The sequence below is a fragment of the Pseudomonas sp. B23(2017) genome, from assembly GCF_002113725.1.
Classification (GTDB): domain Bacteria; phylum Pseudomonadota; class Gammaproteobacteria; order Pseudomonadales; family Pseudomonadaceae; genus Aquipseudomonas; species Aquipseudomonas putida_Z.
This window is the reverse complement of sequence record NZ_NEJM01000006.1, coordinates 240,728-267,294: the sequence shown is the minus strand read 5'-3', so window position 1 is coordinate 267,294 and position 26,567 is coordinate 240,728. Positions and strand designations below refer to the sequence as shown.

The following is a 26,567-nucleotide window of genomic DNA, read 5'->3' as shown; positions in this document are numbered from 1 at the left end:
TACGCACAGATTCCGCGATAGCTCAGTCGGTAGAGCAAATGACTGTTAATCATTGGGTCCCTGGTTCGAGTCCAGGTCGCGGAGCCAAACATTGAAAACCTCCAGATGCGCAAGCACTGGAGGTTTTTTGTTGCACTTATCCCCTCATGCCAGTGCACGGCTGCTGTATCGTCCGAGATCCCTCGACGAGCACAGGCAAGCATGAAAGCCAACGATTTCACCCAGAACGCTCAGCAAGCGGTAGCAATCGCCGCCAACCAGGCCCTCCTGGCTAGCCGACAAGCAACGTTCGCCGTGGGTGGCTGCATCATCGAAAATGCCACTGGCAAGGTACTGGTCGCCCTGCACAACCGCGTGCTGGAGCCCTCTGCCAGCCAGGCGCAACCCGCATTCAGGCTTCACGACCCAACGGGGCATGGTGAGCGCCGGCTGGTCGACTGGTATTTCGACAACCAGCAGCGCCTTGCCCTACCCCCCGCGCATGAACTGACCGTCATCACCACGCTCGACCCCTGCGCCATGTGCGCAGGTGCCCTGCTGACTGCCGGCTTCAATGTTGCGGTAAGTGCGCTCGACACCTTTGCCGGCATCAATCATGACGGCCGCTTCGAATTCCCCGGCCTGCCGGCCGCCCTTCGTCTGCGCGTGCAAGCCACATGGGGCTACTATGCTGTCGGCAGCCCTTTTGATCGCGACTATGTCGGGCCGACGCAAGGGCCGATCTACGCCGGCGAACGCATCGATGCCGCAACGATGTGCCTTACCCGTTCGTTGTTCGAAGCCAGCGTGAACCACGTGCACGACGAAAGCAGCAACGCCGGCTTGCCGCCCTCTGCCCTGAAAGACCCGATCGCCCTACCCAGCCGGAGCTTGGTACGCCAGGCCCTGGCGGGCTTGAGCCCATGGAGCCTGCGCATCAAAAGTGCAGACCCTCGCCTGCCCGGCATCGAACTGGCCGAGCCATTGGTCGACACAGCTCTCGCGGCAGATACGTGCAACGCCGTAGCCTTGCTGGACCCATTCGGCAATCTGCTGGCCTGCCTGGGCGGTGACGAAACGCGCTCCCCCATTCGCACTGCGTTCATGGAGACCACTCGCAGCTACGCCGCGTTACGCTGGAACCTGATGAACCATGACGACCCACAGGTCCGCGACGAAGCACACCAGCATCTCACCCACCCCCGTTACTGCACATTCGTCCTGCTCCGTTTTCCGGACCCGGCCGGCAGCGAGGCGGTCATGACCCTCGGCGCCTATGGTTCCACCCTGGAACGGCACACCGCGCCGTCCTTCCCCTCAAGCCTGCAATATGTGTTGCTGCCAACAGGCTGCACTGCCAAGGACGTTGCTCGACTGGCGCAAAATCTGCCGCCGTTCTACACCAGCAACGCGCAGGTCGCGCCTTGCCAGGTACTGGACCCGAACCTGATGCAGGAAGTGACAACCCGGCTGGGGCAGGCTCAGCGCTCCGAGCCTGCTGCCGGATAGGGCAATGTGACCGCACTGCCTTCATCCACCAGGCTCCAGACCAGCAACTTGGCTGACTGCTTCTGACTGGCGTTGCGTGACACGCTGTGCACGGTACCCGGGGCTTCGTACCAGTATTCACCGGCCTTGTAGGTTTTCTCCGGCTCGTTATCGAGCTTCGATACCACTGCCCCTTCCAGCACGTAGGCCATCACTGCGCCCGGGTGCTGATGCGCGGGTGATGCCTGGCCGGGGGCGTAGCTGACGGTGAGCATCACGGCGCTCTTGCCAGGGGCGTTCGAGGGTTGTTGCTGCTGCAGGACCTTGACCTGGTCGGCAGCGTCGCCGTGCGCCCAGGCAGGGGTTTGAGCGGCGAACAGGGCGAAAAGGATGATGCTGAAGGGTTTCATGGGGGGCTTCTCCTGGATGGCAATTGCCTGCAGGTTAGGCCTGTGGGGCAGAGAGACAAATGACCAATTCGGGGAAAAACCAAGAGGCCGATTATTGCCTGTGCCGGCCTCTTCGCGGGCTTGCCCGCTCCCACACCCTTGAAGCCTGTAGAAAACCCTGTGGGAGCGGGCGAGCCCGCGAAAAGGCCGGTGCAGGCACCAGATATCTCAGCTGCTACGCCCGATCGGATAAAACTCACCGTGGCTCCAGACCCCAAGCCACTCTTCCCCGTCGATCTCACGCGGCACCGCCAGCTCTACCAACTGGTAGAACACATTGCGATGAATCAGCGCCTCGAGATTGCTGCGCATCAGCACATACGGCGATGGCTCCTGCGTGACGGGGTCGATCACCACGCGCAGCGGGTTGGCCGGCCCGGCTTCGACCTGGTCCTCGACATTGCTGGTGAAGCGCAGCACCTGCTGCTCACCCTCACCTTCCACATCCAACGCCACGGCCACGAACGGCGCATCGTCGACGCGGATGCCCACCTTCTCTACCGGGGTAATCAGGAAGTAGTCATCGCCATCGCGGCGGATGATGGTGGAAAACAGCCGCACCATCGGCTTGCGACCGATCGGCGTACCCAGGTAGTACCAGGTGCCATCACGGGCGATGCGCATGTCGATGTCACCGCAGAAATCCGGGTTCCACAGATGCACCGGCGGCAGGCCCTTGGCCTTGGGAATCTGCGCCAGTAGATCATTGGCCTTGCCGGAATCGCTCATCACGCTTGCCTCATTCACTCACACCCAGAAGGCTACGAGCGTACTCGCGCATCGGCGCGCCAAGCAAATCCTCCGGGGTTTTATCGTGGAACGTCAACAAACCGCCACGGCTCTTGATACGCGCAGTGTCGATCAGGTAGCGGGTGCTGGTTTCGATGAGCATCATCTGCACCACGCCGGTGTCCCAGCCCAGGCGGTCCACCGCTTGTTCGTCATACCACTCGTCGCCATTGCCGATACGGTCGTCGGTGCGCGCGAAGCGGGTGTACAGCACGTAGTCGGCACCCACCGAACGCGCCTGGGCGATGGCCTCTTCCAGGCCCAGTGGCCCTTGGGCGCGGCGTACCAGCGGGAAATACTCGACGAAGCTCTTGTAGGCCTGCTCGGCCACCGCATTCTGCCGCGGCACCGGCCCCTTGCCCGGGGGCACGAACGCGCCCTGGCCGATGAAGATGAACGAATCGGGCTGCAGGCGGATCGACAGAGTGCGCCGGGTATCGCTGTGGTCCAGCAGACCGGCATCGCTCATGTGGTAACGGACGCCCTCGCCCATATCGCTGACATTCATGCAACCGCCCAGCGCCATCAGCGCCAGCAGCAAAACCAGGCTACGCATCTTTCCTCCAGTGGCCGGCGACGAAAAACCGGCGAATAGCCGGCGGATGCAGCTTTTGCGCCAGCTTCAGCCACCGATCACCTTCATCACCATCACATCGCCGGAAAACGCCAGGTCCTGCTTGTCTGCCAAGGCCTTGACCAGCAAGCGCTGCAGGGCCGGCAGCGCCTGATGCCGCGGCTTTTCCAGCAGATCGCCGATGAAATGGCGATTGCCCGACGACAGGCAGCCGTGCAGCCAGCCCGTGGAGGACAGGCGCAGCCGCGAACAGGTGCGGCAGAACGGTACGCTTTCGTTGGCGATCACGCCAAAGTGGCCTTTGCCGGGTACCTGATAACGCAAGGCGGTGGCATCCAGCGGCGCGTCGACCTGAACGTAGGCATGCTTGCCAGCGATCAGTGCGAGCAGTTGGTCGAGGCCGACGAACTGCTGCAGGAAGGCATTGTGGTCACGGGCCAGGTGGCCCATGCGCATGAGCTCGATGAAGCGCAGTTCGAAGCCACGCTCAAGGCAGTAATCCAGCAGCGGCAGCACCTGATCGAGGTTGTGCCCGCGCATCGGCACCATGTTCACCTTGATCTGCATGCCCATGGCGCTGGCCTGCTGCATACCCGCCAGCACGCTGGCCAGGTCGCCGCCCCGGGCGATACGGCGGAAGGCATGTGGGTCGAGGGTGTCTAGGGAAACGTTCAATCGGCGGATACTTGCCGCCTGCAACTGGGGCAACTTGCGCGTCAGCAGCTGGCCATTGGTAGTCAGCGAGATATCGTCAAGATCAAGCTTGGTCACGGCGGCCAGGAAGGCATCCAGCCGCGGACTGACCAATGGCTCACCGCCGGTGATGCGCAAGCGTTCGATGCCGGCGGCTTCGATCAGGTAGGCCACGCCACGGGCCAGGGCATCCGCCGGCAGTTCGTCCTGGGCTGCCACCAGGCGCTTGCCGTCTGGCACGCAGTAGGTGCAGGCATAATTACAGGCAGCCGTCAGGCTGACGCGCAGGTTGCGAAAACGCCTGCCTTGACGATCGACGATCATGAATGACTCCGGCATGGATGATGGGGGCTGGCAAAACCTGACTCATAAATCAGGTTTTTGCAAGCCCTATCCTTTTTGCCGCTGTCGGTGTCGCCGTGCTGTTGTGGAAGCAGGCATGTCAGTCATGGGGCTGCTGAGCAGCCCACCGCAGGCAAGCCAGCTCCCGCAGGATCGCGCAACACTTGAGATCTGCGCTGTAAATGTGGGAGCTGGCTTGCCTGCGATGGCCGCAAAGCGGCCCCAATAACGCTGACTGCCAGGCTTCAGGGAAAGCCTGCACTATCTCAGTTGGAAGGTTCGGGATCGCGCTTGCGCTTGTTGCCCATGCGCACGCCAATGTCCATCAGGAACTGGAAGAAGCCTTCCTGGTCCTCCAGCACATTGCTCCAGAACGGCGAGTGGTACAGCGCCACGGCGCCGTGCACCAGCGCCCAGGCGGCGCAATAATGGAAATACGGCGGCACGTCTTCGAGCTTGCCTTCGCTGATACGGCCCTTGATCAGCTGGGTCAGGCGGTCGAAGTTGGAGGCACGGATGCTGTGCAGCTGTTCGACCATTTCCGGTACCTGGTTGCCCTTGACCACCTTTTCTTCCAGGCGGTCGAACAGCCGGTAACGCTGCGGATCGCGCATGCGGAACTCGAAGTAGGCTCGCGACAGGGCTTCCTTGTCGCGATCGACGTCGGCCGAATGCAACAGCGCGTTCAGGTCGCGCTCGTAGTCGAGCATCAGGCGCAGGTAGATCTCCGCCTTGGACTTGAAGTGCTTGTAGATCGTGCCTTTGCCGATGCCCACGGCGTCAGCGATCATCTCGACAGTGACGCTGTCTTCACCCTGTTCGAGAAACAGTTTGAGCGCGGTGTCGAGGATTTCCTGTTCGCGACGGCGAAACTCACGGACCTTACGAGGTTCTTTCTGCATAGGAAGGACTGGATGACAATCGAAGCGGTTTATTATGCCTAACTTGCGGGAAATTGCACGGATCATCCTAGCATGTCTGTGTTTCATGATGCTTACGGCCATGCGCTGCGGGAGGAATGAAACGTTGTCGTATTCCAAATCTGTTTAAAAAACGATCAATATGCACTGGCACTGCGCCAAAGCTGACCAATACTTGAAGTGTTGGCGCGGCGCATCCCCCCCAAGTGGCGCGCCGATAAAGGTGCTCAGGGACCGCGTACCTTTGTTTTACTCCTAATGGTCTTAACCCGGATTCCCCCCCCAGAACCCGGGTTTTTTTTGCTTACGTGACGGGCCGCCCACTCGAGGCTCGTGCTGAGCTTTTGATCGTGCTCTGGCTTTTGATCTTGCTCTGGCTTTTGATCTTGCTTTTGATCTTGATCTTCGCGACTTCAGGAGGCCGAACGCAGGTCTTGCGGAGGGAGGTGACGGGCATGGATGCCCGTCAAGCGCTGAGGCCCCATGGATGGGGCCTGCAGCGCGTACTCCCGGGAGCAAGGCCGGAGTGAGGGAACCCCGGAGCGCAGCGCAGGGGCCGGATGATGGGAGCGCAGCGTTTTTTGGTTACTTTTTGCCGCGTTTGGCAAAAAGTGACTCGCCGTAAAGGCGAAAAGGTGAGTCAGCGTCGCCATCGCAAACGGACTGTTCGCCATATCAAAACCGTCGCTTAAGCTTTTTGCTTTTTGCTTTTTGCTTTTTGCTTTTTGCTTTTTGCTTTTTGCTTTTTGCTTTTTGCTTTTTGGATGCGGGCATTCACATCGAGTAGGCATTCATTCGCGATGGTGGCGCAAAGTCACCTTTCCGCCCTTACGGCGGGTCCCTTTTTGTCGTGGCAAAAAGGAACCAAAAACCGTCGGCTCCCATCATCCGGCCCCTGCGCTGCGCTCCGGGGTCCCCTCGCTACGGGCTTGCTCCCGGGAGGACGCGCTGCAGGCCCCATCCATGGGGCCTCAGCGCTTGACGGGCATCCATGCCCGTCACCTCCCTCCGCAATCCCTTCGCTCGGCCTCCTGAAGTCGCAATCGGCGGCGCCTGAACTATCGCGCGCTTAAAAGCAAAAGCTGAAGCAAGAGCAAGAGCGCTCAGGCTTTGTATTATGAAGAGTTGCTGTCAGGCCACCCGCGCCAACGGGAACAAGCGCTTGAAGTTGGCAGTGGTCTGTTCTGCCAACTGCTCATAACTGGCCCCGCGCAACGAAGCCACGTACTCCGCCACCTCACGTACGTACTGCGGCAAATTCGGCTTGCCCCGATGCGGGATCGGCGCCAGGTACGGCGAATCCGTCTCCACCAGCAAACGATCGACCGGCACCTGCCGCGCCACTTCACGCAGGGCATCGGCATTGCGGAAGGTAACGATGCCAGACAACGAAATGTAATACCCCAGGTCCAGCGCCGCCTTGGCCATGTCCCAGTCTTCGGTGAAGCAGTGCAGCACGCCAGCCTGCGGCAGGTTAGCCTCGCGCAGCAGCGCCAGGGTATCGGCACGCGCCGCACGGGTATGCACGATCACCGGCTTGCCGGTCTGCCGCGAGGCCTCCAGGTGCAGGCGGAACGAGGCTTGCTGCAACTCGGCTGCTTCCGGCTCGTAGTGGTAATCCAGCCCGGTTTCACCAATCGCCACCACATGCGGGTGAGCCAGCTCGCGCAACAGCCATTCCAGCGCCGGCGTTTCGCCCGGCGCCAGGTCCAGCGGGTGCACGCCCACCGAGCAATCGACATCGGCGTAGCGCTCGCTCAGCGCCTTCACCGCACCAGCATTCTCGGCACTGACGCCAATACACAGGAAATGCCCGACCCCGCGCTCACGCGCCGCCTGCAGGGCAGCATCGAGGGAGCCCTGGTGGGCGCTCAGGTCTAGACGGTCGAGATGGCAATGGGAATCTACGAGCATGGGATAACGACACACATGAAAAAATGAAAATCAGCGGGCGCCCGGCAACTGCAGCCAGTGGGCCAGCAGCGATTCAAGCAGCAGGGCGCGGTTGAGGTTGGCCTTGCCCAGCACCTTCTGGCGCTGCTCCAGGATCCACGCCTGCACCTCCAGCACCTTGGCCTGGCGGCTCTTCTGCGCCAGGTACTGCACCACCTTGCGCATATCGGCCAAGCCTAGCCCCTCCTCGTCCTGGGTCAATTGGTAGCGCAGGATCAGGTGCGCCCAATCGCAGAACCAGTCGAACAGCAGCAACAGCGGCACACCGTTCCAGGCATCGGCCAGCTGGCTGGGCGATTGCTGCTGCTTGAGCAGCTTCTTCACCCCGTCGGTGACCAGCGCGCGCTGCTCGCGCACGCCTTGCGCCTGCAGGCTGACCGCCATCAGCGGCGAACCGGCAGCCAGGGTCAGCAACTCGTCGCGCTCGGCCTCGTCACTGTCGGGCAGCGCACCGGCCAGCCAGGCCTGGCTCTGGGCCAGGCTGGGCTGCGGGCAGGCGACCTGCTGGCAACGGCTCTTGATGGTCGGCAACAGGCGGCTGGGCTGGTGGGTGACCAGCAGCAACACGGTGTCGCCGGAGGGTTCTTCGAGGCTTTTGAGCAGGGCGTTGGAGGCGTTGACGTTCATCGCTTCCACCGGCTCGATCAGTACCACCTTGCGCCCACCCAACTGCGCGGTCTGCACCACGAAGGCCACCAACTCGCGCACCTGATCGACCTTGATCGGCTTGTCGGCCTCTTCGGGCTCGAGGACGAAGTTGTCCGGGTGGCTACCGGCCTTGAGCAACAGGCAGGACTTGCACGCGCCACAGGCCTCCAGGCCCTGGGGCTGCTGGCACAGCAGGCGGGCCATCAGGCGCTCGGCCAGGGCCCGCTTGCCGATGCCCTGCGGCCCATGCAGCAGGTAGGCGTGAGCGTGCCGGCTGCGGCCGGCCAGTTGCTGCCAGAGGGCCTGCTGCCAGGGATAGGCCTCAGCCACGGCAACGCTCCAGGATGCCTGGCAGCAGTGAATCAATGGCGCGCTGCACGGCCTCCAGAGGCTGGGCGGCATCGAGCAGGCTATAGCGCTGTGGTTCGCGGTTGGCGCGCTGCAGGTAGGCCTGACGCACCGCTTCGAAGAACGCCTGGCCTTCCTGCTCGAAACGGTCCAGGCGGCCACGGGCGGCGGCGCGGGCCAGGCCCACTTCGACCGGCAGGTCGAAGACCAGGGTCAGGTCCGGGCGCAGGTCGCCCTGAACGAACTGCTCCAGGGTGGCTATCCGCTCGACCGACAAACCGCGCCCGCCGCCCTGGTAGGCGTAAGTGGCATCGGTAAACCTGTCACACAACACAACCGCCCCGCGGGCCAGCGCCGGCCGGATCACCTGCGCCAGGTGCTGGGCACGCGCAGCGAACACCAGCAACAGTTCGGTGTCGGCCGCCATGCTTTCATCGCTGGGCGCCAGCAGCAGCTCGCGCACCTTTTCGGCCAGCGGCGTGCCGCCGGGCTCACGGGTCAGCACCACGTCCAGGCCCTGCTCGCACAGGCGCGCAGCCAGGTAGTCGCGGTTGGTGCTCTTGCCCGCGCCTTCGGGGCCTTCCAAAGTAATAAACAAGCCGCTCACAGGCAGTCCTTAATGTTGTTCGTCAGGCATCGGCCGTTCGGCCGCTTGCGCGCCGCCGGCAGGGGCGTCCTGCACAGGCGGCTGGTCGGGCGCTGGCTGCGCGGTAGACTCGTCGGCAGGCGCCTCGGGCTGTTCGGCCTCGTCGGTACTTGGTTGTGGTTGGGGTTGTGGTTGGGGCTGCGGCTGCGGCTCTGGCTGCGATTGCGGCGCGGGGCTGGAGCGGTAGTCCGCACGGCGCTTGAGCTGGAACTCGCGCACCGCCGAGTTGTGGTCGTCGAGGTCGTCGGAAAACACGTGGCTGCCATCGCCACGGGCGACGAAGTACAGGCTGGTGCCATCGGACGGGTTGAGCGCCGCGTGAATCGCTTCGCGACCGACCATGGCGATCGGGGTCGGCGGCAGGCCGGTGATGGTGTAGGTGTTGTAAGGCGTCGGCTCGCGCAGGTCGGCGCGGGTGATCTTGCCGTTGTAACGCTCACCCATGCCGTAGATCACGGTAGGGTCGGTCTGCAGCATCATGCCCAGGCGCAGGCGCCGCACGAAAACGCCAGCGATCTGCCCGCGCTCCTGGGGAATGCCGGTCTCCTTCTCTACCAGCGAGGCCATGATCAGCGCCTGGTACGGGTCACGGTATGGCAGGTCGGTGGTGCGCTCGGCCCACTCCTTGGCCAGCACTTCGTCCAGGCGCATATAGGCCTGCTGCAGCAACTCGACGTCGCTCATGCCACGCACGAAGCGGTAGGTGTCCGGGAAGAAGCGCCCCTCGGGGAACACACCGGTATGGCCGAGCTTGTCCATCACTTCCGAATCGGACAGCCCATCCAGCGTGTGCTTGATCTTTTCATGCTTGGCCACGGCCGAGCGCACCTGGCGGAAGGTCCAGCCTTCGACCAGGGTCAGGTTGTACTGCACCACGTCGGCCCGACGCCAGGCATCGAACAACTGCTCCACGGTCATGCCGGGGGTCAGGCGGTACTCGCCGGTGTGCAGCGGGATGCCGGCCATGTTGAAGCGCCAGTACAGGCGCAACCAGACGGCGTCGTCGAGCAACCCTTCGTTCTGCATGCGATAGAACATGCGATTGGGGGTGGTGCCATTGGGCACGTCGAGCAGGCGCTCCTGCGTCACGTGCAGGGGCTGCTCCAGGACCGAGTTGACCTTCCAGGCCGACCAGCCCACGGCAAGGCCGGCGAGGATCAAGCCCATTTCCAGCAGCAGCAGGAATTTACGTCTCACGAATTCAGGTTTCCAGTAACGTACGGGCAACGGCCTGCAGTTTACGGGTGAGCGGGCCCGGCGACCAGTTTAGCGCGGCAACGCCACGCACGGGCCAGACACCGTAGACGCTGTTGCAGACAAATACTTCATCTGCCTGCTCCAGCGCGTCGAACGGCAGGTCGCAGACCCGCACCGGGATGCCCAGCAGCGCTGCTTGTTCCAGCAACGCGGCCCGCATCACGCCAGCGACGCCACAGCGGCTGAGGTCGGCCGTGAACAGCACGCCATCGCGCACCAGGAACAGATTGCTGTACACCCCTTCGATCACCCTACCCTGCCCATCACGCATCAGGCCTTCGGCATGTTCGCTGTCCTGCCATTCGGCACGGGCCAGCACCTGCTCCAGGCGGTTGAGGTGTTTGAGGCCTGCCAGCAGTGGTTGTTCCCCAAGCCGGGTCTGACACGGGAACAGGCGCACGCCGTGCTCGGCATGTTCGACAGGATAGCTGGGCAACGGGCTGCCCTGCAGAATACGGCGCGGCGCGGCACCGGCAACCGGTGCGTAACCGCGCTGGCTGTCACCACGAGTAAGGATGAGTTTGGCTACGCCATCGCCGAGCTGGCTGGCATAGCGCAGGAGTTCGTCGCGCACCAGCGCCAGGTCGGCACTGATTGCCAGGCGCTGGCAGCCCAGCGCCAGGCGTGCGAGGTGGCCGTCCAGCAGGCTGGGCCGGCCGCCGCGCACGGCGATGGTTTCGAACAGCCCATCGCCGTAGGCCAGGCCGCGGTTCTGCAGGTTGACTGCAGCCGCCGGCTGGCCATCGATCCAGCTTTGCATCAATCGGCGAACCGGCGGAATACCAGCGAACCGTTGGTGCCGCCAAAGCCGAACGAGTTGGACAGCACCACATCGATCGGCATGCTGCGCGCCTGGTGCGGTACGAAGTCGAGGTCACAGCCTTCGTCCGGCTCATCCAGGTTGATGGTGGGCGGAGCCATCTGGCTGTTGATCGCCAGCACGCTGAAGATCGCTTCCACGGCACCGGCGGCGCCCAGCAGGTGGCCGGTCATCGACTTGGTCGAGCTGACCGCCAGCTTGTAGGCATGCTCACCGAACACGCGCTTGATCGCCGCCACTTCGGCCACGTCGCCAGCAGGGGTCGAGGTGCCATGGGCGTTGATGTAGCTGACCTCTTCCGGCTGGATGCCGGCATCACGCAGGGCGTTGGCCATGCAGCGGGCAGCGCCTTCGCCGGTGTCGGGTGGCGAAGTCATGTGGTAGGCGTCACCGCTCATGCCGAAGCCGACCAGCTCGGCATAGATGGTCGCGCCGCGGGCCTTGGCGTGCTCCAGCTCTTCGAGCACCAGGGCACCGGCACCGTCGGACAGCACGAAGCCGTCACGGCCCTTGTCCCACGGGCGGCTGGCCCGGGTCGGCTCGTCGTTGCGAGTGGACAGTGCACGGGAGGCACCGAAGCCGCCCATGCCCAGGCCGCAGGCGGCCATTTCGGCGCCGCCGGCGATCATCACGTCGGCTTCACCGTAGGCGATGTTGCGCGCGGCCATGCCGATGCAGTGGGTACCAGTGGTGCACGCGGTGGCGATGGCGTAGTTCGGCCCTTGCAGCCCCAGGTGGATCGACAGGAAGCCGGAGATCATGTTGATGATCGAGCCAGGCACGAAGAACGGCGAAATACGACGCGGCCCCGAATCGTGCAGGGTGCGGCTGGTTTCTTCGATGTTGGTCAGGCCGCCGATACCCGAGCCCATGGCCACGCCAATACGCTGGCGGTTGGCGTCGGTGACTTCCAGGCCGGCATTACGCACTGCCTGGAACCCGGCCGCCAGGCCGTACTGGATGAACAGGTCGAGCTTGCGGGCCTCTTTGGCCGACAGGTATTGCTCGACCTCGAAGCCTTTCACCGAGCCGCCAAAACGGGTGGAGTAGGCAGACAGGTCCGTGTGTTCAATCGGACCGATGCCACTGCGGCCAGCCAGAATGCCCTGCCAGGTGCTCGGTACATCAGTACCCAGTGGCGACAGCATACCCATACCGGTGACCACGACGCGTCTACGCGACACAGTACTCTCCTTTTCTAATGACAGAGTTTCTTGCCATTGCATTCAAGCAATGGAATGAAATGGCAACAAGCTCTTGGTACCCGGTGAACGAGCCCGATCTGCAAAACGCAGGGTGCTCGCAAAGAAAAAACCGCACGCCGGCAAAGGCAGTGCGGTTTTTCCCGACAAGAAGCGTCGACTACAGCGTCTTAGGCCTGGTGGGCTTTGACGTAGTCTACAGCAGCTTGAACGGTAGTGATCTTCTCGGCTTCTTCGTCAGGGATTTCGGTCTCGAATTCCTCTTCCAGAGCCATCACCAGCTCAACGGTGTCAAGCGAATCGGCACCCAGGTCATCGACGAAGGACTTCTCGAGAGTCACTTCCTCTTCCTTGACGCCCAGTTGCTCGGCGACGATTTTCTTGACGCGTTCTTCGATGTTGCTCATACCTAGGTTTACTCCTAATGGATATATGTCAGGCAGCTGGCCGGTGGCTAATTTTATAGAAAGACGTTCGCTTTTCAAGCTAAACGCACCTTCACACCAGTCACCACACCCGCTGCCTGGAATCTGGTTGCAGCTTTATAACGGATTTTAGGCTCGCAGTATGACTCTTTTTTTACGAAATCCGTCACATTGAGTTGCAGTGTTACATGTACATCCCGCCGTTGACCGGCACGGTGGCGCCGGTTACGTAGGCTGCGCCGTCGGATGCCAGGAACGAAACCACCTTGGCGATTTCGTCGGCCTGGCCCAGGCGGCCCAGCGGGATCTGGGTCTGCAGGGCTTCGCGCTGCGCTTCTGGCAGCTCGCGGGTCATGTCGGTGTCGATGAAGCCTGGGGTCACCGAGTTGACGGTGATGCCACGCGAGCCCACTTCACGCGCCAGGGCGCGGCTGAAGCCTTCCAGGCCGGCCTTGGCGGCCGCGTAGTTGGCCTGACCGGCGTTGCCCATGGCACCGACGACCGAGCCGATGCTGATGATACGGCCCCAACGTGCCTTGGTCATGCCACGCAGCACGCCCTTGGACAGACGGTAGAGGCTGTTCAGGTTGGTATCGATCACGTCGAACCACTCGTCGTCCTTCATGCGCAGCATGAGGTTGTCACGGGTGATACCGGCGTTGTTGACCAGGATGGCCGGTGCGCCGAACTGCTCGCCGATGGCGGCCAGCACAGCTTCAACCGATTCGGCGCTGGTCACGTTCAGTTCCATGCCGGTACCGGTGATGCCGTGTTCTTTCAGGGTGGCAGCAATGCGCTCGGCGCCGGAGGCCGAAGTGGCGGTGCCGATCACGGTCGCGCCCTGGCGGCCCAGCTCGAGGGCGATGGCCTGGCCAATGCCACGGCTGGCGCCGGTGACCAGTGCAACTTTACCTTGCAGGCTCATGCAAGCTTCTCCAAATCAGGCCAGTGCCGCGCGGGTGGCGGCGACGGCGTCAGGGGTATTGAGGTTGTAGGTGGTCACGCCATCGGCGCAACGCTTGTTCAGGCCGGCCAGGACCTTGCCCGGGCCGCACTCGACCAGGTTGACCGCACCGTTGGCGGCCAGGGTCTGCACGCATTCGACCCAGCGCACTGGCTGGTACAGCTGCGCCAGCAGGTCGTGCTTGAGGGCATCGAGGTCAGCGGCAACGGCAGCGGTGACGTTCTGCACCACCGGAATTTGCGGGGCGTGCCACTCGATGGCATTGACCGACTCGGCAAAGCGCTCGGCAGCCGGCTTCATCAGCGCGCAGTGCGACGGCACGCTGACCGCCAGCGGCAGGGCGCGCTTGGCACCCTTGGCCTTGCACAGCTCGATGGCGCGATCGACGGCGGCCTTGTTGCCGGCGATGACCACCTGGCCTGGCGAGTTGAAGTTGACCGCGCTGACCACCTGGTCTTCGGCCGCTTCGGCGCAGATTTCCACGACCACGGCGTCATCCAGGCCGAGAATGGCGGCCATGGCGCCATGACCGGCCGGCACGGCTTCCTGCATCAGCTGACCCCGGCGCTCGACCAGGCGCACGGCATCTTTCAGGCTCAGGCTGCCGGCGGCAACCAGGGCGCTGTATTCACCCAGGCTGTGGCCAGAGACGAAGGCCGGCCTGGCACCGCCCTCTTCCAGCCACAGGCGCCACAGCGCGATGGACGCGGTGAGGATGGCCGGCTGGGTCTTGTCGGTCTGGTTGAGTTGTTCTTCCGGGCCTTCCTGGACCAGCTTCCACAGGTCGTAACCGAGTGCCTCGGACGCTTCCTTGAAGGTTTCGATGATCACTGGCTTCTCGGCGCCGAGCTCGGCGAGCATGCCCAGCGACTGGGAACCTTGACCGGGAAAGACGAATGCGAGAGATGCAGACATTGAACAAGCCCTTATGATCTTGTCGTCGGATAGGGTGCGCCGGGCTTTGGGCCAGGCGCGGAATCTGAAAGCTTGGATGGATACCCAGACCAAGCGGTCACATTTAAGCACTTCAGCGGCGATATGCCTAAGGTCTTTATTCCTTCAGCACCGGCCCTTTCGCGGGTAAACCCGCTCCCACAGGGTTACCACAGACCTGAAGGTTGTGGAGCACCTGTGGGAGCGGGTTTACCCGCGAAGGGGCCGGCACAGGCTACAACAGCAGGTCCTCGAGCCGCCCATGCAAGCGCTGCGGCAGGTTTTCCTGGATCTCGATCAACGCCCGCTGGATGGCACTCTGGAAGCCCTGCACCCCCGCCGAGCCATGGCTCTTGATGACGATGCCCTGCAACCCCAGGAAACTCGCGCCATTGTGCCGCGCCGGTGCCAGGTCGGCCTGCAGGCGCTTGAGCAGCGGCATGGCCACGGCCCCGGCTGCCCGCGACAACACGCCACCCTTGAACAACTGCTCGATGCGCGCGCCGATCATCGTCGCCAGCCCCTCACTCGACTTGAGCAGGATGTTGCCGACGAACCCGTCACACACCACCACATCGGCTTCGCCACGATACAACCCGTCACCTTCGACGAAGCCTATGTAGTTGAGCCCGCGGGCGTTCTGCAACAAGCTGGCCGCCAGTTTGACCTGCTGGTTGCCCTTGATGTCTTCGGTACCGATGTTAAGCAGCGCCACGCGCGGCCGCTGCACACCCAGGGCCTGGGCGGCCACCGAGCCCATCACGGCGAACTGGTAGAGGTTCTCGGCGCTGCAGTCGACGTTGGCGCCAAGGTCGAGCAACTGGCAGTACCCGGTCTGGGTCGGGATCGCCGCCACCATGGCCGGCCGGTCGATACCCGGCAGTGTCTTGAGCACGAAACGCGAGAGCGCCATCAGCGCCCCGGTATTGCCGGCGCTGACGCAGGCCTGGGCCTTGCCGTCGCGCACCAGTTCAAGGGCGATGCGCATCGACGAGTCCGGCTTGCCGCGCAGCGCCTGGGATGGCCGCTCGTCCATGCCGACCACCTCGCTGGCGGCCACGATTTGCAGGCGCGCGCGATCCGCAGCCGCAAGGCCGCTGACAAGATCTTCAAGGAGGGAGGGTTGACCGACGAGGGTCAGGTGCAGCGAGGGGGTAGCCGAAAGGCAGGCAATGCTAGCCTGGACAATGCTGCGGGGACCGAAGTCCCCGCCCATTGCGTCGATCGCGATGATCTGAGCGGACAAGGATTACTCGTCAGCGCCCTTGTCGACCACTTTGCGACCACGGTATACGCCTTCTGGCGATACGTGGTGACGCAGGTGTACTTCACCGGTGGTTTTCTCTACCGACAGCGCGTTTTCCGACAGGGCGTCGTGCGAACGGCGCATGTCACGGGCAGAGCGGGATTTTTTGTTCTGCTGAACAGCCATAATTGATTAACTCCTAAACGTTTGGGTCACGCTTTAACTGCGCCAAAACACTGAACGGGTTGGACCGCGATACCTCGTCCTTGCTCGATTCGGGCTCGTCTGCGCCCGCCGGCTGCTGGCATTCTTCCGGATGATGAGCAGGCACGATTGGCAAGGCGAGCAGAAGCTCCTCCTCGATCAATGCCTGCAGATCCAAAGGATCTTCGCCCAGTTCCAGCACGTCATAGCCTTTCGGCAACGACTGGGTATTCGCACCCTCCTTCACCACGGCGTATGTACATTCGCTGTGGATCGGCAGGGTGACCAGCTCAAGACAACGCTGGCAAACCATCTTGACTTCGACGTCCAGCTCGCTGTGGATAACCACCACGTGCTGTTCATCTCGTTCAAAATCGAACTTCGCCTGCACCGTACCGACATTGTCGGAAAGCGGGTCGCAGAGTCTTTCCAAATCAGCGAGTTGCAGCGAACCGTTAAGGGTTACGCCACGATCGGCTAATTTGCGCGGGTCAACGTGAGGTGGAATCGGGTCATTCAACATAGGCGCAGCATTCTAGGGATGCCCCCCGCCCCTGTCAAAGGAAATTCGGCGGCATCGTGCGTGATAGAATTTGTTCAACTGATTCAGGAGTCTACCATGCTTCCTCTGTTACTGGCTTCCAGCTCTGCCTATCGCCGCGAACTGCTTGCGCGCCTGCGCCTGCCCTTCACCTGGGCAAGCCCCGATATAGACGAGCGGCGCCTGGATGACGAACCGGCGGTGGAGCTGGTGCGCCGGCTGGCCAGGCAAAAAGCCGAGGCCCTGGCGGGCAGCCACCCCGGGCACCTGATCATCGGTTCGGACCAGGTTGCGGTGCTGGGCGAGCAGATACTGGGCAAGCCGCACACCTTCGAGCGGGCCTGCGAGCAGTTGCTGGAGTGCAGCGGGCAGCAGGTGAGCTTCCTGACCGGACTGGCATTGCTGAACAGCGCCACCGGGCACTGCCAGTTGGACTGCGTGCCGTTTACCGTGACCCTGCGCGAACTGGACCGGGAGCGAGTGGAACGCTATGTAGCGGCGGAACAGCCGCTGGACTGCGCCGGCAGCTTCAAGGCCGAGGGAATGGGAGTGAGTCTGTTCCAAAGCACGCACGGGTGCGATGCGACCAGCCTGATCGGGCTGCCACTGATTAGATTGGTGGATATGTTGACCAGGGAAGGAGTGGTGATTCCCTGAGATTTTGGGGCCGCGCTGCGGCCCTTCGCGGGCACGCCCGCTCCCACAGGCGTGTCGCAACCTGCGGGTTTTGCGCGATCCCCGTGGGAGCGGGCGTGCCCGCGAAGGGGCGCAAAGCGCACCCGGCAATCCCGGATCAGCGCAACTGCGGCCCCTGGAAGCCCATCCACATCGCCAGGCGCTCAGCCACGCTGGCCCCAACGCGCTTGGAGAAGCGATCGAGCGCCGACTCCTGCACGGTGAAGTCCACCAGCTCCTTCTCGCCCACGATCTCGCGCGCCACATAGCTGGCACTGCCCAGCCCGTCCACCAGGCCCAACTCCTTGGCCTGCTCGCCCGACCAGACCAGGCCACTGAACAGCTCCGGATGCTCCTTGTCCTTCAGGCGTTCGCCCCGCCCCTGCTTGACCATGGCAATGAACTGCTGGTGCGTGGTATTCAGCACGCCCTGCCAGAACTCGGTCTCTTCCGGCTTCTGCGGCGAGAACGGATCAAGGAAGGCCTTGTGCTCGCCTGCAGTGTAGGTACGCCGCTCCACACCCAGCTTCTCCATGGTGCCGACAAAGCCATAACCGGCCGCCGTCACACCAATCGAGCCCACCAGGCTGGCCTTGTCGGCATAGATCTCGTCCGCCGCACTGGCGATGTAGTAGGCACCGGAAGCACCTAGGTCGGCGATGACCGCATACAGCTTGATGGCCGGGTATTCGGCCCGCAGACGGCGGATTTCGTCATACACGTAACCCGACTGCACCGGGCTGCCTCCCGGGCTGTTGATACGCATCACCACAGCCTTGGTCTTGCTGTCCTTGAACGCCTCACGCAGGCTCTTGACGATATTGTCGGCGCTGGCCGGCTCCTGGTCGGCAATCACCCCGCGCACCTCGACCAGCGCGGTATGGCTGACGCTGCGCGACGCGGCCTTGTCCATGTCCATCAACGGTGTGAACAGGATCAGGATGCCGAACAGGTAGACGAAGGCCAGCAACTTGAAGAAGATCCCCCAGCGTCGCGCCCGGCGCTGCTCCTGAACGCCTGCCAGCAGGGTCTTTTCCAGCAGCTTCCAGCTCTTGCGCTCTTCGCGCTCCTCGGGTTCGGCCTCGGGGGCTTTCCATTCGTCTGCCATGCTTACCTACCTTGGAAATGGAATTGCGGAACCACCCAGCCACTCACGCAACTGGGAAAAATGATCGATGCACACCTGCGGACCAAACTCGGCCAGCGCCTGCAGCGACATGGCACCATAGCCCACGGCCACCGAGTGCATGCCGGCATTGCTGGCCATCTGCAGGTCGAATGCCGAATCGCCAACCATCAGCGCACGCCCCGGTTCGACACCGCAATGGCCGAGAATTTCCTCGAGCATCAGCGGGTGCGGCTTGCCGCGAGTCTCGTCGGCGGCGCGAGTGATGTCGAAGAACTGCTCCCAGCCATTGGCCTTGAGCACCCGGTCCAGCCCGCGACGCGCCTTGCCGGTGGCCACCGCCAGGCGGTACCCCTCGGCACGGAAGGCATCCAGCGACTCGACCACACCCTCGAACAGCGGCGAGGGCTGCTGGTCCAGGGCCATGTAGATATCGGCATAGTGCTGACGGAAGCTTTCGACCTGAGCAGGCGCCAGGTGCGGGTACAGGGTGTGGATCGCCTCGCCCAGGGCCAGGCCGATGATGCCCTTGACCGCGTCCTCGCTGCTTTGTGCCTCACCGGCACGCTCGGCAGCGGCGTTCATGGCCTCGACGATACGCCCGATCGAGTCGGCCAGCGTGCCGTCCCAGTCGAAGATCAGTAGCTCATAGCCTTTTTTCATAGGTCAGGACGCACTCAGACGTTCAACGGTTTTCGCCCAGACTTCATCCACTGGCGCCTCGAGCTTCAGCTCGCCACCGTCTGGCAGCGGCACGGTCAGTGCGTAGGCATGCAGGAACAGGCGCTTGCCGCCCAAGTCGCGAATTTCACGACTGAAGTCTTCGTCGCCGTACTTGCTGTCGCCAGCAATCATATGCCCGGCATGCAGGGTGTGCACACGGATCTGGTGGGTACGGCCGGTGATCGGGCGCGCCTCGACAATGGTGGCGAACTCGCCGAAGCGGCGCAGCACGCGGAACAGGGTCAGCGCCTCCTTGCCCTCGTCGTTCACCTCGACCATGCGCTCGCCGGAGCGCAGGTTGCTTTTGAGCAACGGCGCGTTGACCTGCTTCTTCGAGGTCGGCCAGTGGCCGCGCACCAGCGCCATGTAGCGCTTGTCGACACCGTCGCCGCGCAGCGCGGCGTGCAGGTGGCGCAGCATGCTGCGCTTCTTGGCGATCATCAGCAGGCCGGAGGTATCGCGGTCCAGGCGGTGCACCAGCTCCAGTTCCTTGGCGTCCGGGCGCAGCTGGCGCAGCGCCTCGATCACGCCGAAGCTCAGGCCGCTGCCGCCATGCACGGCGATGCCGGCCGGCTTGTTCATCACGATCAGCGCCTTGTCTTCGTAGACGATGGCCGCTTCCAGGCGCTGCAACAGGCCCTGGGCTACCGGCGCCGGCTCGTCACGTTCCGGCAGGCGGACGGGCGGTACCCGCACGATGTCGCCGGCCTGGATCTTGTACTCCGGCTTGACGCGCCCCTTGTTGACCCGTACTTCACCCTTGCGCAGGATGCGGTACACCAGGGTCTTGGGCACGCCCTTGAGGGCCGTGATGAGGAAATTGTCGATGCGTTGGCCGGCAAGCTCCGGCGCGACTTCGATCAGCTGAACGCCGGAAGTCGGAGGGGTATTGGTCGTCATGGCGGGATCATAACAATTTTTTATGGAATTGAAGCACTTAATCATTGCTGCTATAGTCGCGAACGCCGCCAAAAGCGGCAGGCCAGCGGCACCAGGCTCCTAGCCGGTCCCTGACCAACGCAATTCTCCAGGACGCGAGGCCGTCCTACGGGGTTTTCGCCAGTTTACCGAATTGCCTGGAATCGCCACCAGCGCTGTGTAGAGAAGACCGAAAAAAAACGACAAGTGCGGTGTTTCACCTGCTTACCCGATTCTTTTCGCTGCACCTCTGCCCGCCCCGTCGCTTCCACGCAACGCCCGGCGAATGCTTCGGAAATACCTGCCTTGGACATGAATGGCGCCAGCGCAGAACCTGCGCTGGCGAAAAATGCAACCCGTTGCGGATTCAGCGCGCGGCAGCACCCGAATTATCAGGGATACGTGCAGGGTGGAGATGCACAGCCCTCGGACCGTGTAGCACCGCGTCCGGCCCACCAGCCCACTGAACGGCTGGCGAGCGGATAAGGTCCTGAACAGATGCCCCCGGGCGTCCACGGCTGACGGTTGATTCCTCCTCCTGACTGAGTGCACAAGGCCCGCTTGGTTGATTCGGATTCCAATTCGAAGCCACCGGGGCCTTGTTGGCACCGCAGCAAACAGGACGCGTCGTCGCGACAACGGCAGGCTGGGCAACCGGCTGGTGCCGAACGTCGCTCGACACGGGGGTGGCCCGGCCACCCTTTGCGCACCTTGGCACCGACCATGAGACGTCGTGTGTGCCGAACGCCGTTTCCGGCAGCCCGGAAACCGACGGTACAACATGAAAAGAATGCTGATTAACGCGACTCAACCCGAAGAGTTGCGTGTAGCCCTGGTGGACGGCCAACGTCTCTACGACCTGGACATCGAGTCCGGCGCGCGCGAGCAGAAAAAGGCCAACATCTACAAAGGCAAGATCACCCGCATCGAACCCAGCCTCGAAGCCGCCTTCGTCGACTTCGGCTCCGAACGTCACGGCTTCCTGCCGCTGAAAGAAATCTCCCGCGAATACTTCAAGAAAGCCCCCGAAGGGCGGGTCAACATCAAGGAAGTACTGAGCGAAGGCCAGGAAGTCATCGTCCAGGTCGAGAAGGAAGAGCGTGGCAACAAAGGCGCCGCCCTCACCACCTTCATCAGCCTGGCCGGCCGCTACCTGGTGCTGATGCCGAACAACCCGCGCGCCGGTGGCATCTCCCGCCGCATCGAAGGCGAAGAGCGCAACGAACTGCGTGAAGCCCTGAACGGCCTGACCGTGCCGGGCGACATGGGCCTGATCGTGCGCACTGCCGGCCTCGGCCGCAGCAGCGAAGAAATGCAGTGGGACCTCGACTACCTGCTGCAACTGTGGACCGCCATCAAGGAAGCGTCCCAGGACCGCGCCGCGCCATTCCTGATCTACCAGGAAAGCAACGTCATCATCCGCGCCATCCGCGACTACCTGCGCCAGGACATCGGCGAAGTGCTGATCGACAGCATCGATGCCCAGGAAGAAGCCCTGACCTTCATCCGCCAGGTGATGCCGCAGTACGCCAGCAAGGTGAAGCTGTACGAAGACAGCGTGCCGCTGTTCAACCGCTTCCAGATCGAAAGCCAGATCGAGACCGCCTTCCAGCGCGTGGTCGACCTGCCGTCCGGCGGTTCGATCGTGATCGACCCGACCGAAGCCCTGGTGTCCATCGACATCAACTCGGCGCGCGCCACCAAAGGCAGCGACATCGAAGAAACCGCCCTGCAGACCAACCTGGAAGCGGCCGAGGAAATCGCCCGCCAGCTGCGCCTGCGTGACATCGGTGGCCTGATCGTCATCGACTTCATCGACATGACCCCGGCGAAAAACCAGCGCGCCGTCGAAGAGCGTGTTCGCGAGTGCCTGGAAGCCGACCGCGCCCGCGTCCAGGTCGGCCGCATCTCGCGCTTCGGCCTGCTGGAAATGTCCCGTCAGCGCCTGCGCCCTTCGCTGGGCGAAAGCAGCGGCATCGTCTGCCCGCGCTGCTCCGGCACCGGCATCATCCGTGACGTCGAATCGCTGTCGCTGGCCATCCTGCGCCTGATCGAAGAAGAGGCCCTGAAGGACCGCACCGCCGAAGTTCGCGCCCAGGTGCCGATCCCGGTGGCTGCCTTCCTGCTCAACGAGAAACGCAACTCGATCACCAAGATCGAACTGCGTACCCGTGCGCGCATCATCATCCTGCCGAACGATCACCTGGAAACCCCGCACTTCGAAGTCCAGCGCCTGCGCGACGACAACCCGGAAGTGCTGAGCAACCAGTCCAGCTACGAGATCGCCGCCGCCGAAGCCGAAGAAGCGCCGCAGCCGACCGCCACTCGCACCCTGGTTCGCCAGGAAGCCGCGGTCAAGACCGCCCCGGCCCGCGCCAACGCGCCGGTCCCGGCCACTGTCGAAGAGCCGCAGCCTGCCGCACCGGTCGCCCCTGCCCCGGTCGCCCCGGAGCCAAGCCTGTTCAAGGGCCTGGTGAAATCGCTGGTAAGCCTGTTCGCCGGCAAGGAAGAGCCTGCCGCAGCGCCGGTTGTCACTGCCGCCGAGAAGCCGGCCGCCGAGCGCAGCCCACGCAACGAAGAACGCCGCAACGGCCGCCAGCAGAGCCGCAACCGCAACGGCCGCCGCGACGAAGAGCGCAAGCCGCGTGAAGAGCGTGCCGAGCGCGCACCTCGTGAAGAACGTGCTCCTCGTGAAGAACGTGCCCCACGCGAAGAGCGTGCACCACGTGAAGAACGCGCCCCACGCGAAGAGCGTGCACCGCGTGAAGAACGTGCTCCACGCCAGCCACGCGAAGACCGCCGTGGCAACCGTGGCGAAGAGCGCGTGCGCGAACTGCGTGAGCCACTGGACGCTACCCCTGCCGAGCGTGAGGAACGTCAGCCGCGCGAGGAGCGTGTAGCCCGTGAAGAACGTGCCCCACGCGAAGAACGTGCCCCGCGTGAAGAGCGTGCACCTCGCGAGGAACGCGCCCCACGTGAGGAGCGTGCGCCACGTGAAGAACGCGCCCCACGCGAGGAGCGTGCTCCACGTGAAGAACGCGCCCCACGCGAGGAGCGTGCTCCACGTGAAGAACGCGCACCTCGTGAAGAACGTGCTCCACGCGAAGAACGTGCCCCTCGCCCACCACGCGAAGAGCGTCAGCCACGCGTAGCCGAAGAAGCCGCCGAGCAGGCTGCCGAGCTGGCCGAAGAGCAACTGCCGAACGAAGAGCTGCTGCAGGACGAACAGGAAGGCACCGATGGCGAGCGCCCGCGCCGCCGTTCCCGTGGCCAGCGTCGTCGCAGCAACCGCCGTGAGCGTCAACGCAACGCCAACGGCGAGCTGATCGATGGCAGCGAGGAAGAAGGCGGCGAAGAGCAGCCACAACCGCACCAGGCCACCGAGCTGGGTGCCGAGCTGGCTGCCGGCCTGGCCGTGACTGCCGCTGTCGCCAGCAGCAACATCAGTGCCGACGCCGAAGCCCAGGCCAACCAGCAGGCCGAGCTTGCCACCGCCGAAGTCGCCGCCGTAGCGGAAACCGACAATAGCGAAGTCGCCCAGCCGGTCGAGCAGGCCGAGAAGGTCGAGCAGGTCGAAGCTGCTGCCGAGGCTGAAGAAGTGGCTGTGGCCCCGGTGGTCGAGCAGCCGGTCAGCGAGCCTGTGGCCGTGGTCGAGGCAACTGCCGAGCCAGTGGTCGAAGTCGCTCCGCAGCCAGTGGTAGACGAAGCACCTGCTGCCGAACCGGTAGTAGTTGCCGAAGCACCGGTAGAAGCGCCTGCCGTCGAGGCCGGTGAAATCGAGCAGGCCCCGGCCGTGGTCGAAGCCGCTCCGGTTGTCGAAGCCCAGCCAGAAGTGGTGGCCGAGCCTGCCCCAGTGGCCGTCGAGCCTGCACCGGTCGAAGCCCCTGCGGCGGTGGAACCTGCCACTATCATGCTGGCCAACGGCCGTGCGCCGAACGACCCGCGTGAAGTGCGTCGCCGCAAGCGTGAGGCCGAGGCTGCCGCCAAAGCCGCACAGGAAGCTGCTGCAGCCACCGAGGAGCCAGCCCTGGAAGCCACTGATGAGCAAAAGCCTCATCACGGTTGATAGCCAAGGCTGAATGAAAAAGCCCCGCCAGTGCGTACTGGCGGGGCTTTTTCTTGGCTGGACGTTTTTCCTGTACCGGCCTCTTCGCGGGTAAACCCGCTCCCACAGGGGCCCCACTACCCTCAGGCCCTGTGAGGTCCCTGTGGGAGCGGCTTTAGCCGCGAAAGGGCCAGCCCAGGCACTGAATCAGTAGAGGTTAGGCTCCATCTCCAGCTCGACCCCGAACCGCTCGAGGATATCGGCCTGGATCCGCCGCGCCAGCGCATGCATCTGCGCCCCGCTCGCCTGGCCGTAGTTGACCAGCACCAGCGACTGCAAACGATGCACCCCGGCATCCCCCTCGCGATGGCCCTTCCAGCCTGCCTGTTCGATCAGCCAGCCTGCCGCCAGCTTCACTTGGCCATCAGCCTGGGGATACGCCACCACTCCCGGGTACTGCGCACGGATACGCTCGACCAGTTCCGCCGAGACCACCGGGTTCTTGAAGAAGCTCCCGGCATTACCCAGCTCTGCCGGGTCTGGCAGCTTCTCGCGGCGAATGCTGCAGATCGCCTCGCTGATCGCCTGCGCGGTCGGCTCGGTCACGCCCTGCTCTGCCAGGCGCTGGCGCACCGGGCCATAGTCCAGGTGGGCCTGCAGCGTACGGCTCAAGGCAAAACGCACACGCAGGATCAACCAACGCCCAGGGTTGCGCTTGAACAGGCTGTCGCGATACCCGAAGGCACATTCAGCCAGGCCGAAGTCACGCAACTCGCCGGTCTCGCGGTCCAGGGCGGTCAGGCCGACGAACACGTCCTTGATTTCCACGCCATAGGCGCCCACGTTTTGCATCGGCGCGGCGCCCACGGTGCCGGGGATCAGGCTGAGGTTCTCCAGCCCGCAATACCCCTGCGCCAGTGTCCACTGCACAAACGGGTGCCATGGCTCACCGGCCTCGGCTTCGACCACGATACGTTCGCCATCGTCGCTGAGCACGCGCCGGCCACGGCTGGCCATATGCAGCACCAGCGCATCGATATCGCGAGTCAGCAGCAGGTTGCTGCCACCGCCAATCACCAGCACCGGCACGCGGCCTTGCTGCGCCTGGGACATCGCCTGGCGCACCTCCTGGTCATCATGTGCCTGGGTGAAATACCGCGCCTTCACGTCGATGCCAAAGGTGTTGTACGGCTTGAGCGATACCTGCTCCTGCCACTGCACTGTCATAGCCGCCCCTTGATTTCCAGGACCAGCGCCTGGCACGCCGCTTCAACCAGGTCGAGCACCTGCTCGAAGCCATCGGCGCCGCCGTAGTACGGGTCTGGCACTTCATCCAGTGCTGCGCCATAGCGGCGCAGGAACAGGTCGAGCTCCCCCACTGCCGTGTGCGGGCGCATCGCACGCAAATGGCCGAGGTTGCTCTCGTCCATGGCCAGGATCAGGTCATATTCGGCAAAGTGCGCCGCCTTGACCTGCTGAGCGCGTTGCTGCGACAGGTCATAGCCACGCGCCAGCGCTGCCTTGCAGGTACGGCTGTCAGGCGCCTTGCCGACGTGCCAGTCGCCGGTGCCGGCCGAGGCCACATGCACCCGGTCGGCAAGCCCGGCAGCCTGCAATTGATGGCGCAGCACGCCTTCAGCGGTGGGCGAGCGACAGATATTGCCGAGGCAGACGAACAGGACGCGCATCAGGCCTCCAGCAAGCGCCGTACGCGCTCCAGGTCTTCAGGGGTATCCACGCCCACGGCAGGCGCCTCGATGGCGTCTTCGACGTGGATGCGTACGCCATGCCACAGGGCACGCAGCTGCTCCAGCGCTTCGGTCTGCTCGAGCCAGCACGGGCCCCAGCTGACGAAGTCCTGCAGGAAGCCGACGCGGTAGGCGTACATGCCGATGTGGCGGCGATACGGCACGCCTTCTGGCAACAGGTTGCGGCCCTTGGCAAAAGCATCGCGGGCCCAGGGCAGCGGCGCACGGCTGAAGGTCAGGGCCAGGCCGTTCTTGTCGCTGATTACCTTGACCGCGTTGGGGTTGAACACGGTTTCCGGCTCATGGATCGGCTCGGCCAGGGTGGCGATGCCGGCTTCCGGATGCGCCGCCAGGTTGGCTGCCACCTGGTCGATGATCACCGGCGGGATCAGCGGCTCGTCGCCCTGCACGTTGACCACGATGGCATCGGCCGGCAGCCCGAGGTGCGCGGCCACTTCGGCCAGGCGGTCGGTGCCGGACTCATGGTCGGCACGGGTCAGCAATACTTCGGCGCCGAAGGCCTTGCAGGCCTCTACGATGCTGGCGTCGTCGGTGGCGATGACCACGCGGCTGGCGCCGCTCTTGCGGGCCTGTTCCCACACATGCTGCACCATCGGCTTGCCGGCGATCGGCAGCAATGGCTTGCCCGGCAGGCGCGTGGAGCGCAGCCGGGCGGGGATCACCACGGTGAAATCCAGGCTCATTTGTCCAGACGCTCTTCATCAGTCAGGGTGCGCGCCTCGCTTTCCAGCATGACCGGGATGCCGTCGCGGATCGGGTAGGCCAAGCCGGCGCCCTTGCTGATCAGCTCGGTCTTGTCGGCACTGAGCTTCAGCGGCCCCTTGGTGATCGGGCAGGCCAGGATATCGAGCAGTTTGGTGTCCATTTGAGGCTTCCTTTAGGCCAGGTGG

General features: G+C 63.7%; 28 protein-coding genes and 1 tRNA gene. 4 read left to right on the top strand and 25 right to left on the bottom strand.

The features are described from left to right. Positions 1-11: 11 nt before the first annotated feature. Together CAG46_RS12920 and CAG46_RS12915 are read left to right on the top strand one after the other, a co-directional pair. A tRNA-Asn gene (locus CAG46_RS12920) sits at positions 12-87 on the top strand. Between the two features lie 114 nt (positions 88-201). Then, positions 202-1,488, top strand: a complete 1,287-nt coding sequence (locus CAG46_RS12915) for a cytosine deaminase (protein WP_085618185.1) — start codon at positions 202-204, stop codon at positions 1,486-1,488. Here CAG46_RS12915 and CAG46_RS12910 read toward each other — a convergent pair. The 18 genes from CAG46_RS12910 to CAG46_RS12825 form a co-directional block, all read right to left on the bottom strand. Further along, complete coding sequence (locus CAG46_RS12910) at positions 1,461-1,877, bottom strand: cupin domain-containing protein (RefSeq protein WP_075044140.1); 417 nt, start codon at positions 1,875-1,877, stop codon at positions 1,461-1,463. The two genes, CAG46_RS12915 and CAG46_RS12910, sit on opposite strands and share 28 nt — an antisense overlap. A gap of 207 nt (positions 1,878-2,084) precedes the next feature. Then, positions 2,085-2,645, bottom strand: a complete 561-nt coding sequence (locus tag CAG46_RS12905) for a DUF1285 domain-containing protein (RefSeq protein WP_023661447.1) — start codon at positions 2,643-2,645, stop codon at positions 2,085-2,087. Positions 2,646-2,655: 10 nt separating this feature from the next. Next, complete coding sequence (locus CAG46_RS12900; RefSeq protein ID WP_013971585.1) at positions 2,656-3,261, bottom strand: DUF4823 domain-containing protein; 606 nt, start codon at positions 3,259-3,261, stop codon at positions 2,656-2,658. Positions 3,262-3,327: 66 nt separating this feature from the next. Further along, positions 3,328-4,296 carry a GTP 3',8-cyclase MoaA gene (locus CAG46_RS12895; protein ID WP_085618183.1) on the bottom strand — a complete coding sequence of 323 codons (969 nt, stop codon included), beginning with the start codon at positions 4,294-4,296 and terminating at the stop codon, positions 3,328-3,330. A 284-nt stretch (positions 4,297-4,580) separates the two neighbouring features. Further along, entirely contained in the window at positions 4,581-5,216 is a 636-nt protein-coding gene (locus CAG46_RS12890) for a TetR/AcrR family transcriptional regulator (protein ID WP_003260720.1), read from the bottom strand. A gap of 431 nt (positions 5,217-5,647) precedes the next feature. Next, positions 5,648-6,025, bottom strand: coding sequence for a hypothetical protein (locus tag CAG46_RS28755; RefSeq protein WP_158090803.1), 378 nt, complete (start codon positions 6,023-6,025; stop codon positions 5,648-5,650). A gap of 340 nt (positions 6,026-6,365) precedes the next feature. After that, on the bottom strand, positions 6,366-7,148 hold the full coding sequence (locus CAG46_RS12880) for a TatD family hydrolase (RefSeq protein WP_046616993.1): 783 nt from the start codon (positions 7,146-7,148) through the stop codon (positions 6,366-6,368). A 30-nt stretch (positions 7,149-7,178) separates the two neighbouring features. Beyond that, positions 7,179-8,165 carry a DNA polymerase III subunit delta' gene (locus CAG46_RS12875; RefSeq protein WP_085618181.1) on the bottom strand — a complete coding sequence of 329 codons (987 nt, stop codon included), beginning with the start codon at positions 8,163-8,165 and terminating at the stop codon, positions 7,179-7,181. Next, positions 8,158-8,790, bottom strand: coding sequence for a dTMP kinase (tmk, locus tag CAG46_RS12870; RefSeq protein ID WP_085618179.1), 633 nt, complete (start codon positions 8,788-8,790; stop codon positions 8,158-8,160). The genes CAG46_RS12875 and tmk overlap by 8 nt, the downstream gene beginning before the upstream one ends. A gap of 9 nt (positions 8,791-8,799) precedes the next feature. Beyond that, entirely contained in the window at positions 8,800-10,026 is a 1,227-nt protein-coding gene (gene mltG, locus CAG46_RS12865; protein ID WP_085618177.1) for an endolytic transglycosylase MltG, read from the bottom strand. Positions 10,027-10,030: 4 nt separating this feature from the next. Continuing rightward, a complete protein-coding gene (gene pabC, locus CAG46_RS12860; protein WP_085618175.1) occupies positions 10,031-10,846 on the bottom strand; it encodes an aminodeoxychorismate lyase in 816 nt (271 codons plus the stop codon). Beyond that, the gene (gene fabF, locus CAG46_RS12855) at positions 10,846-12,090 is read right to left on the bottom strand and encodes a beta-ketoacyl-ACP synthase II (RefSeq protein ID WP_025338216.1); all 1,245 of its coding nucleotides are present in this window, start codon (positions 12,088-12,090) and stop codon (positions 10,846-10,848) included. Before fabF ends, pabC begins: the two co-directional genes overlap by 1 nt. Positions 12,091-12,278: 188 nt before the next feature. Next, on the bottom strand, positions 12,279-12,515 hold the full coding sequence (acpP, locus tag CAG46_RS12850; RefSeq protein ID WP_016715141.1) for an acyl carrier protein: 237 nt from the start codon (positions 12,513-12,515) through the stop codon (positions 12,279-12,281). A 202-nt stretch (positions 12,516-12,717) separates the two neighbouring features. Then, positions 12,718-13,458 carry a 3-oxoacyl-ACP reductase FabG gene (gene fabG / locus CAG46_RS12845; RefSeq protein WP_003247160.1) on the bottom strand — a complete coding sequence of 247 codons (741 nt, stop codon included), beginning with the start codon at positions 13,456-13,458 and terminating at the stop codon, positions 12,718-12,720. Between the two features lie 15 nt (positions 13,459-13,473). Further along, complete coding sequence (fabD, locus tag CAG46_RS12840; RefSeq protein ID WP_023661404.1) at positions 13,474-14,412, bottom strand: ACP S-malonyltransferase; 939 nt, start codon at positions 14,410-14,412, stop codon at positions 13,474-13,476. A 253-nt stretch (positions 14,413-14,665) separates the two neighbouring features. After that, positions 14,666-15,676 (bottom strand): phosphate acyltransferase PlsX, encoded by a 1,011-nt coding sequence (plsX, locus tag CAG46_RS12835; RefSeq protein WP_075044133.1) that lies wholly within the window; start codon positions 15,674-15,676, stop codon positions 14,666-14,668. A 3-nt stretch (positions 15,677-15,679) separates the two neighbouring features. Continuing rightward, entirely contained in the window at positions 15,680-15,862 is a 183-nt protein-coding gene (gene rpmF, locus CAG46_RS12830; protein ID WP_003247154.1) for a 50S ribosomal protein L32, read from the bottom strand. 13 nt (positions 15,863-15,875) lie between these two features. Beyond that, positions 15,876-16,403: a YceD family protein gene (locus CAG46_RS12825; RefSeq protein ID WP_012313431.1), complete on the bottom strand. Its 528-nt coding sequence runs from the start codon at positions 16,401-16,403 to the stop codon at positions 15,876-15,878. A gap of 96 nt (positions 16,404-16,499) precedes the next feature. Between CAG46_RS12825 and CAG46_RS12820 the strand changes: the two genes are divergently transcribed. Continuing rightward, positions 16,500-17,078, top strand: a complete 579-nt coding sequence (locus CAG46_RS12820) for a nucleoside triphosphate pyrophosphatase (RefSeq protein WP_085618173.1) — start codon at positions 16,500-16,502, stop codon at positions 17,076-17,078. Positions 17,079-17,214: 136 nt separating this feature from the next. Here CAG46_RS12820 and sppA read toward each other — a convergent pair whose 3' ends face one another. Genes sppA through rluC form a run of 3 tightly spaced genes read right to left on the bottom strand, consistent with a single transcriptional unit; the run spans position 17,215 to position 19,845 of the window. Further along, positions 17,215-18,204 (bottom strand): signal peptide peptidase SppA, encoded by a 990-nt coding sequence (gene sppA / locus CAG46_RS12815; RefSeq protein ID WP_085618170.1) that lies wholly within the window; start codon positions 18,202-18,204, stop codon positions 17,215-17,217. 6 nt (positions 18,205-18,210) lie between these two features. Beyond that, positions 18,211-18,885 carry an HAD family hydrolase gene (locus tag CAG46_RS12810; protein WP_025338213.1) on the bottom strand — a complete coding sequence of 225 codons (675 nt, stop codon included), beginning with the start codon at positions 18,883-18,885 and terminating at the stop codon, positions 18,211-18,213. A gap of 3 nt (positions 18,886-18,888) precedes the next feature. Continuing rightward, positions 18,889-19,845: a 23S rRNA pseudouridine(955/2504/2580) synthase RluC gene (gene rluC / locus CAG46_RS12805; protein ID WP_025338212.1), complete on the bottom strand. Its 957-nt coding sequence runs from the start codon at positions 19,843-19,845 to the stop codon at positions 18,889-18,891. Positions 19,846-20,644: 799 nt separating this feature from the next. On the opposite strand from rluC, the gene rne reads away from it, so the two are divergent. Further along, entirely contained in the window at positions 20,645-23,929 is a 3,285-nt protein-coding gene (gene rne / locus CAG46_RS12795; protein ID WP_085618168.1) for a ribonuclease E, read from the top strand. Positions 23,930-24,115: 186 nt separating this feature from the next. Here the strand turns inward: rne and murB are convergent, their stop codons facing one another. The 4 genes from murB to CAG46_RS12775 are packed head-to-tail and all read right to left on the bottom strand — an operon-like array spanning position 24,116 to position 26,542. Then, entirely contained in the window at positions 24,116-25,135 is a 1,020-nt protein-coding gene (gene murB / locus CAG46_RS12790; protein WP_085618166.1) for a UDP-N-acetylmuramate dehydrogenase, read from the bottom strand. After that, a complete protein-coding gene (locus CAG46_RS12785; protein WP_003259973.1) occupies positions 25,132-25,596 on the bottom strand; it encodes a low molecular weight protein-tyrosine-phosphatase in 465 nt (154 codons plus the stop codon). The genes murB and CAG46_RS12785 overlap by 4 nt, the downstream gene beginning before the upstream one ends. Beyond that, a complete protein-coding gene (gene kdsB, locus CAG46_RS12780; RefSeq protein WP_085618164.1) occupies positions 25,596-26,360 on the bottom strand; it encodes a 3-deoxy-manno-octulosonate cytidylyltransferase in 765 nt (254 codons plus the stop codon). Before kdsB ends, CAG46_RS12785 begins: the two co-directional genes overlap by 1 nt. Further along, positions 26,357-26,542 carry a Trm112 family protein gene (locus CAG46_RS12775; RefSeq protein WP_011532874.1) on the bottom strand — a complete coding sequence of 62 codons (186 nt, stop codon included), beginning with the start codon at positions 26,540-26,542 and terminating at the stop codon, positions 26,357-26,359. The genes kdsB and CAG46_RS12775 overlap by 4 nt, the downstream gene beginning before the upstream one ends. Positions 26,543-26,567 lie beyond the last annotated feature (25 nt).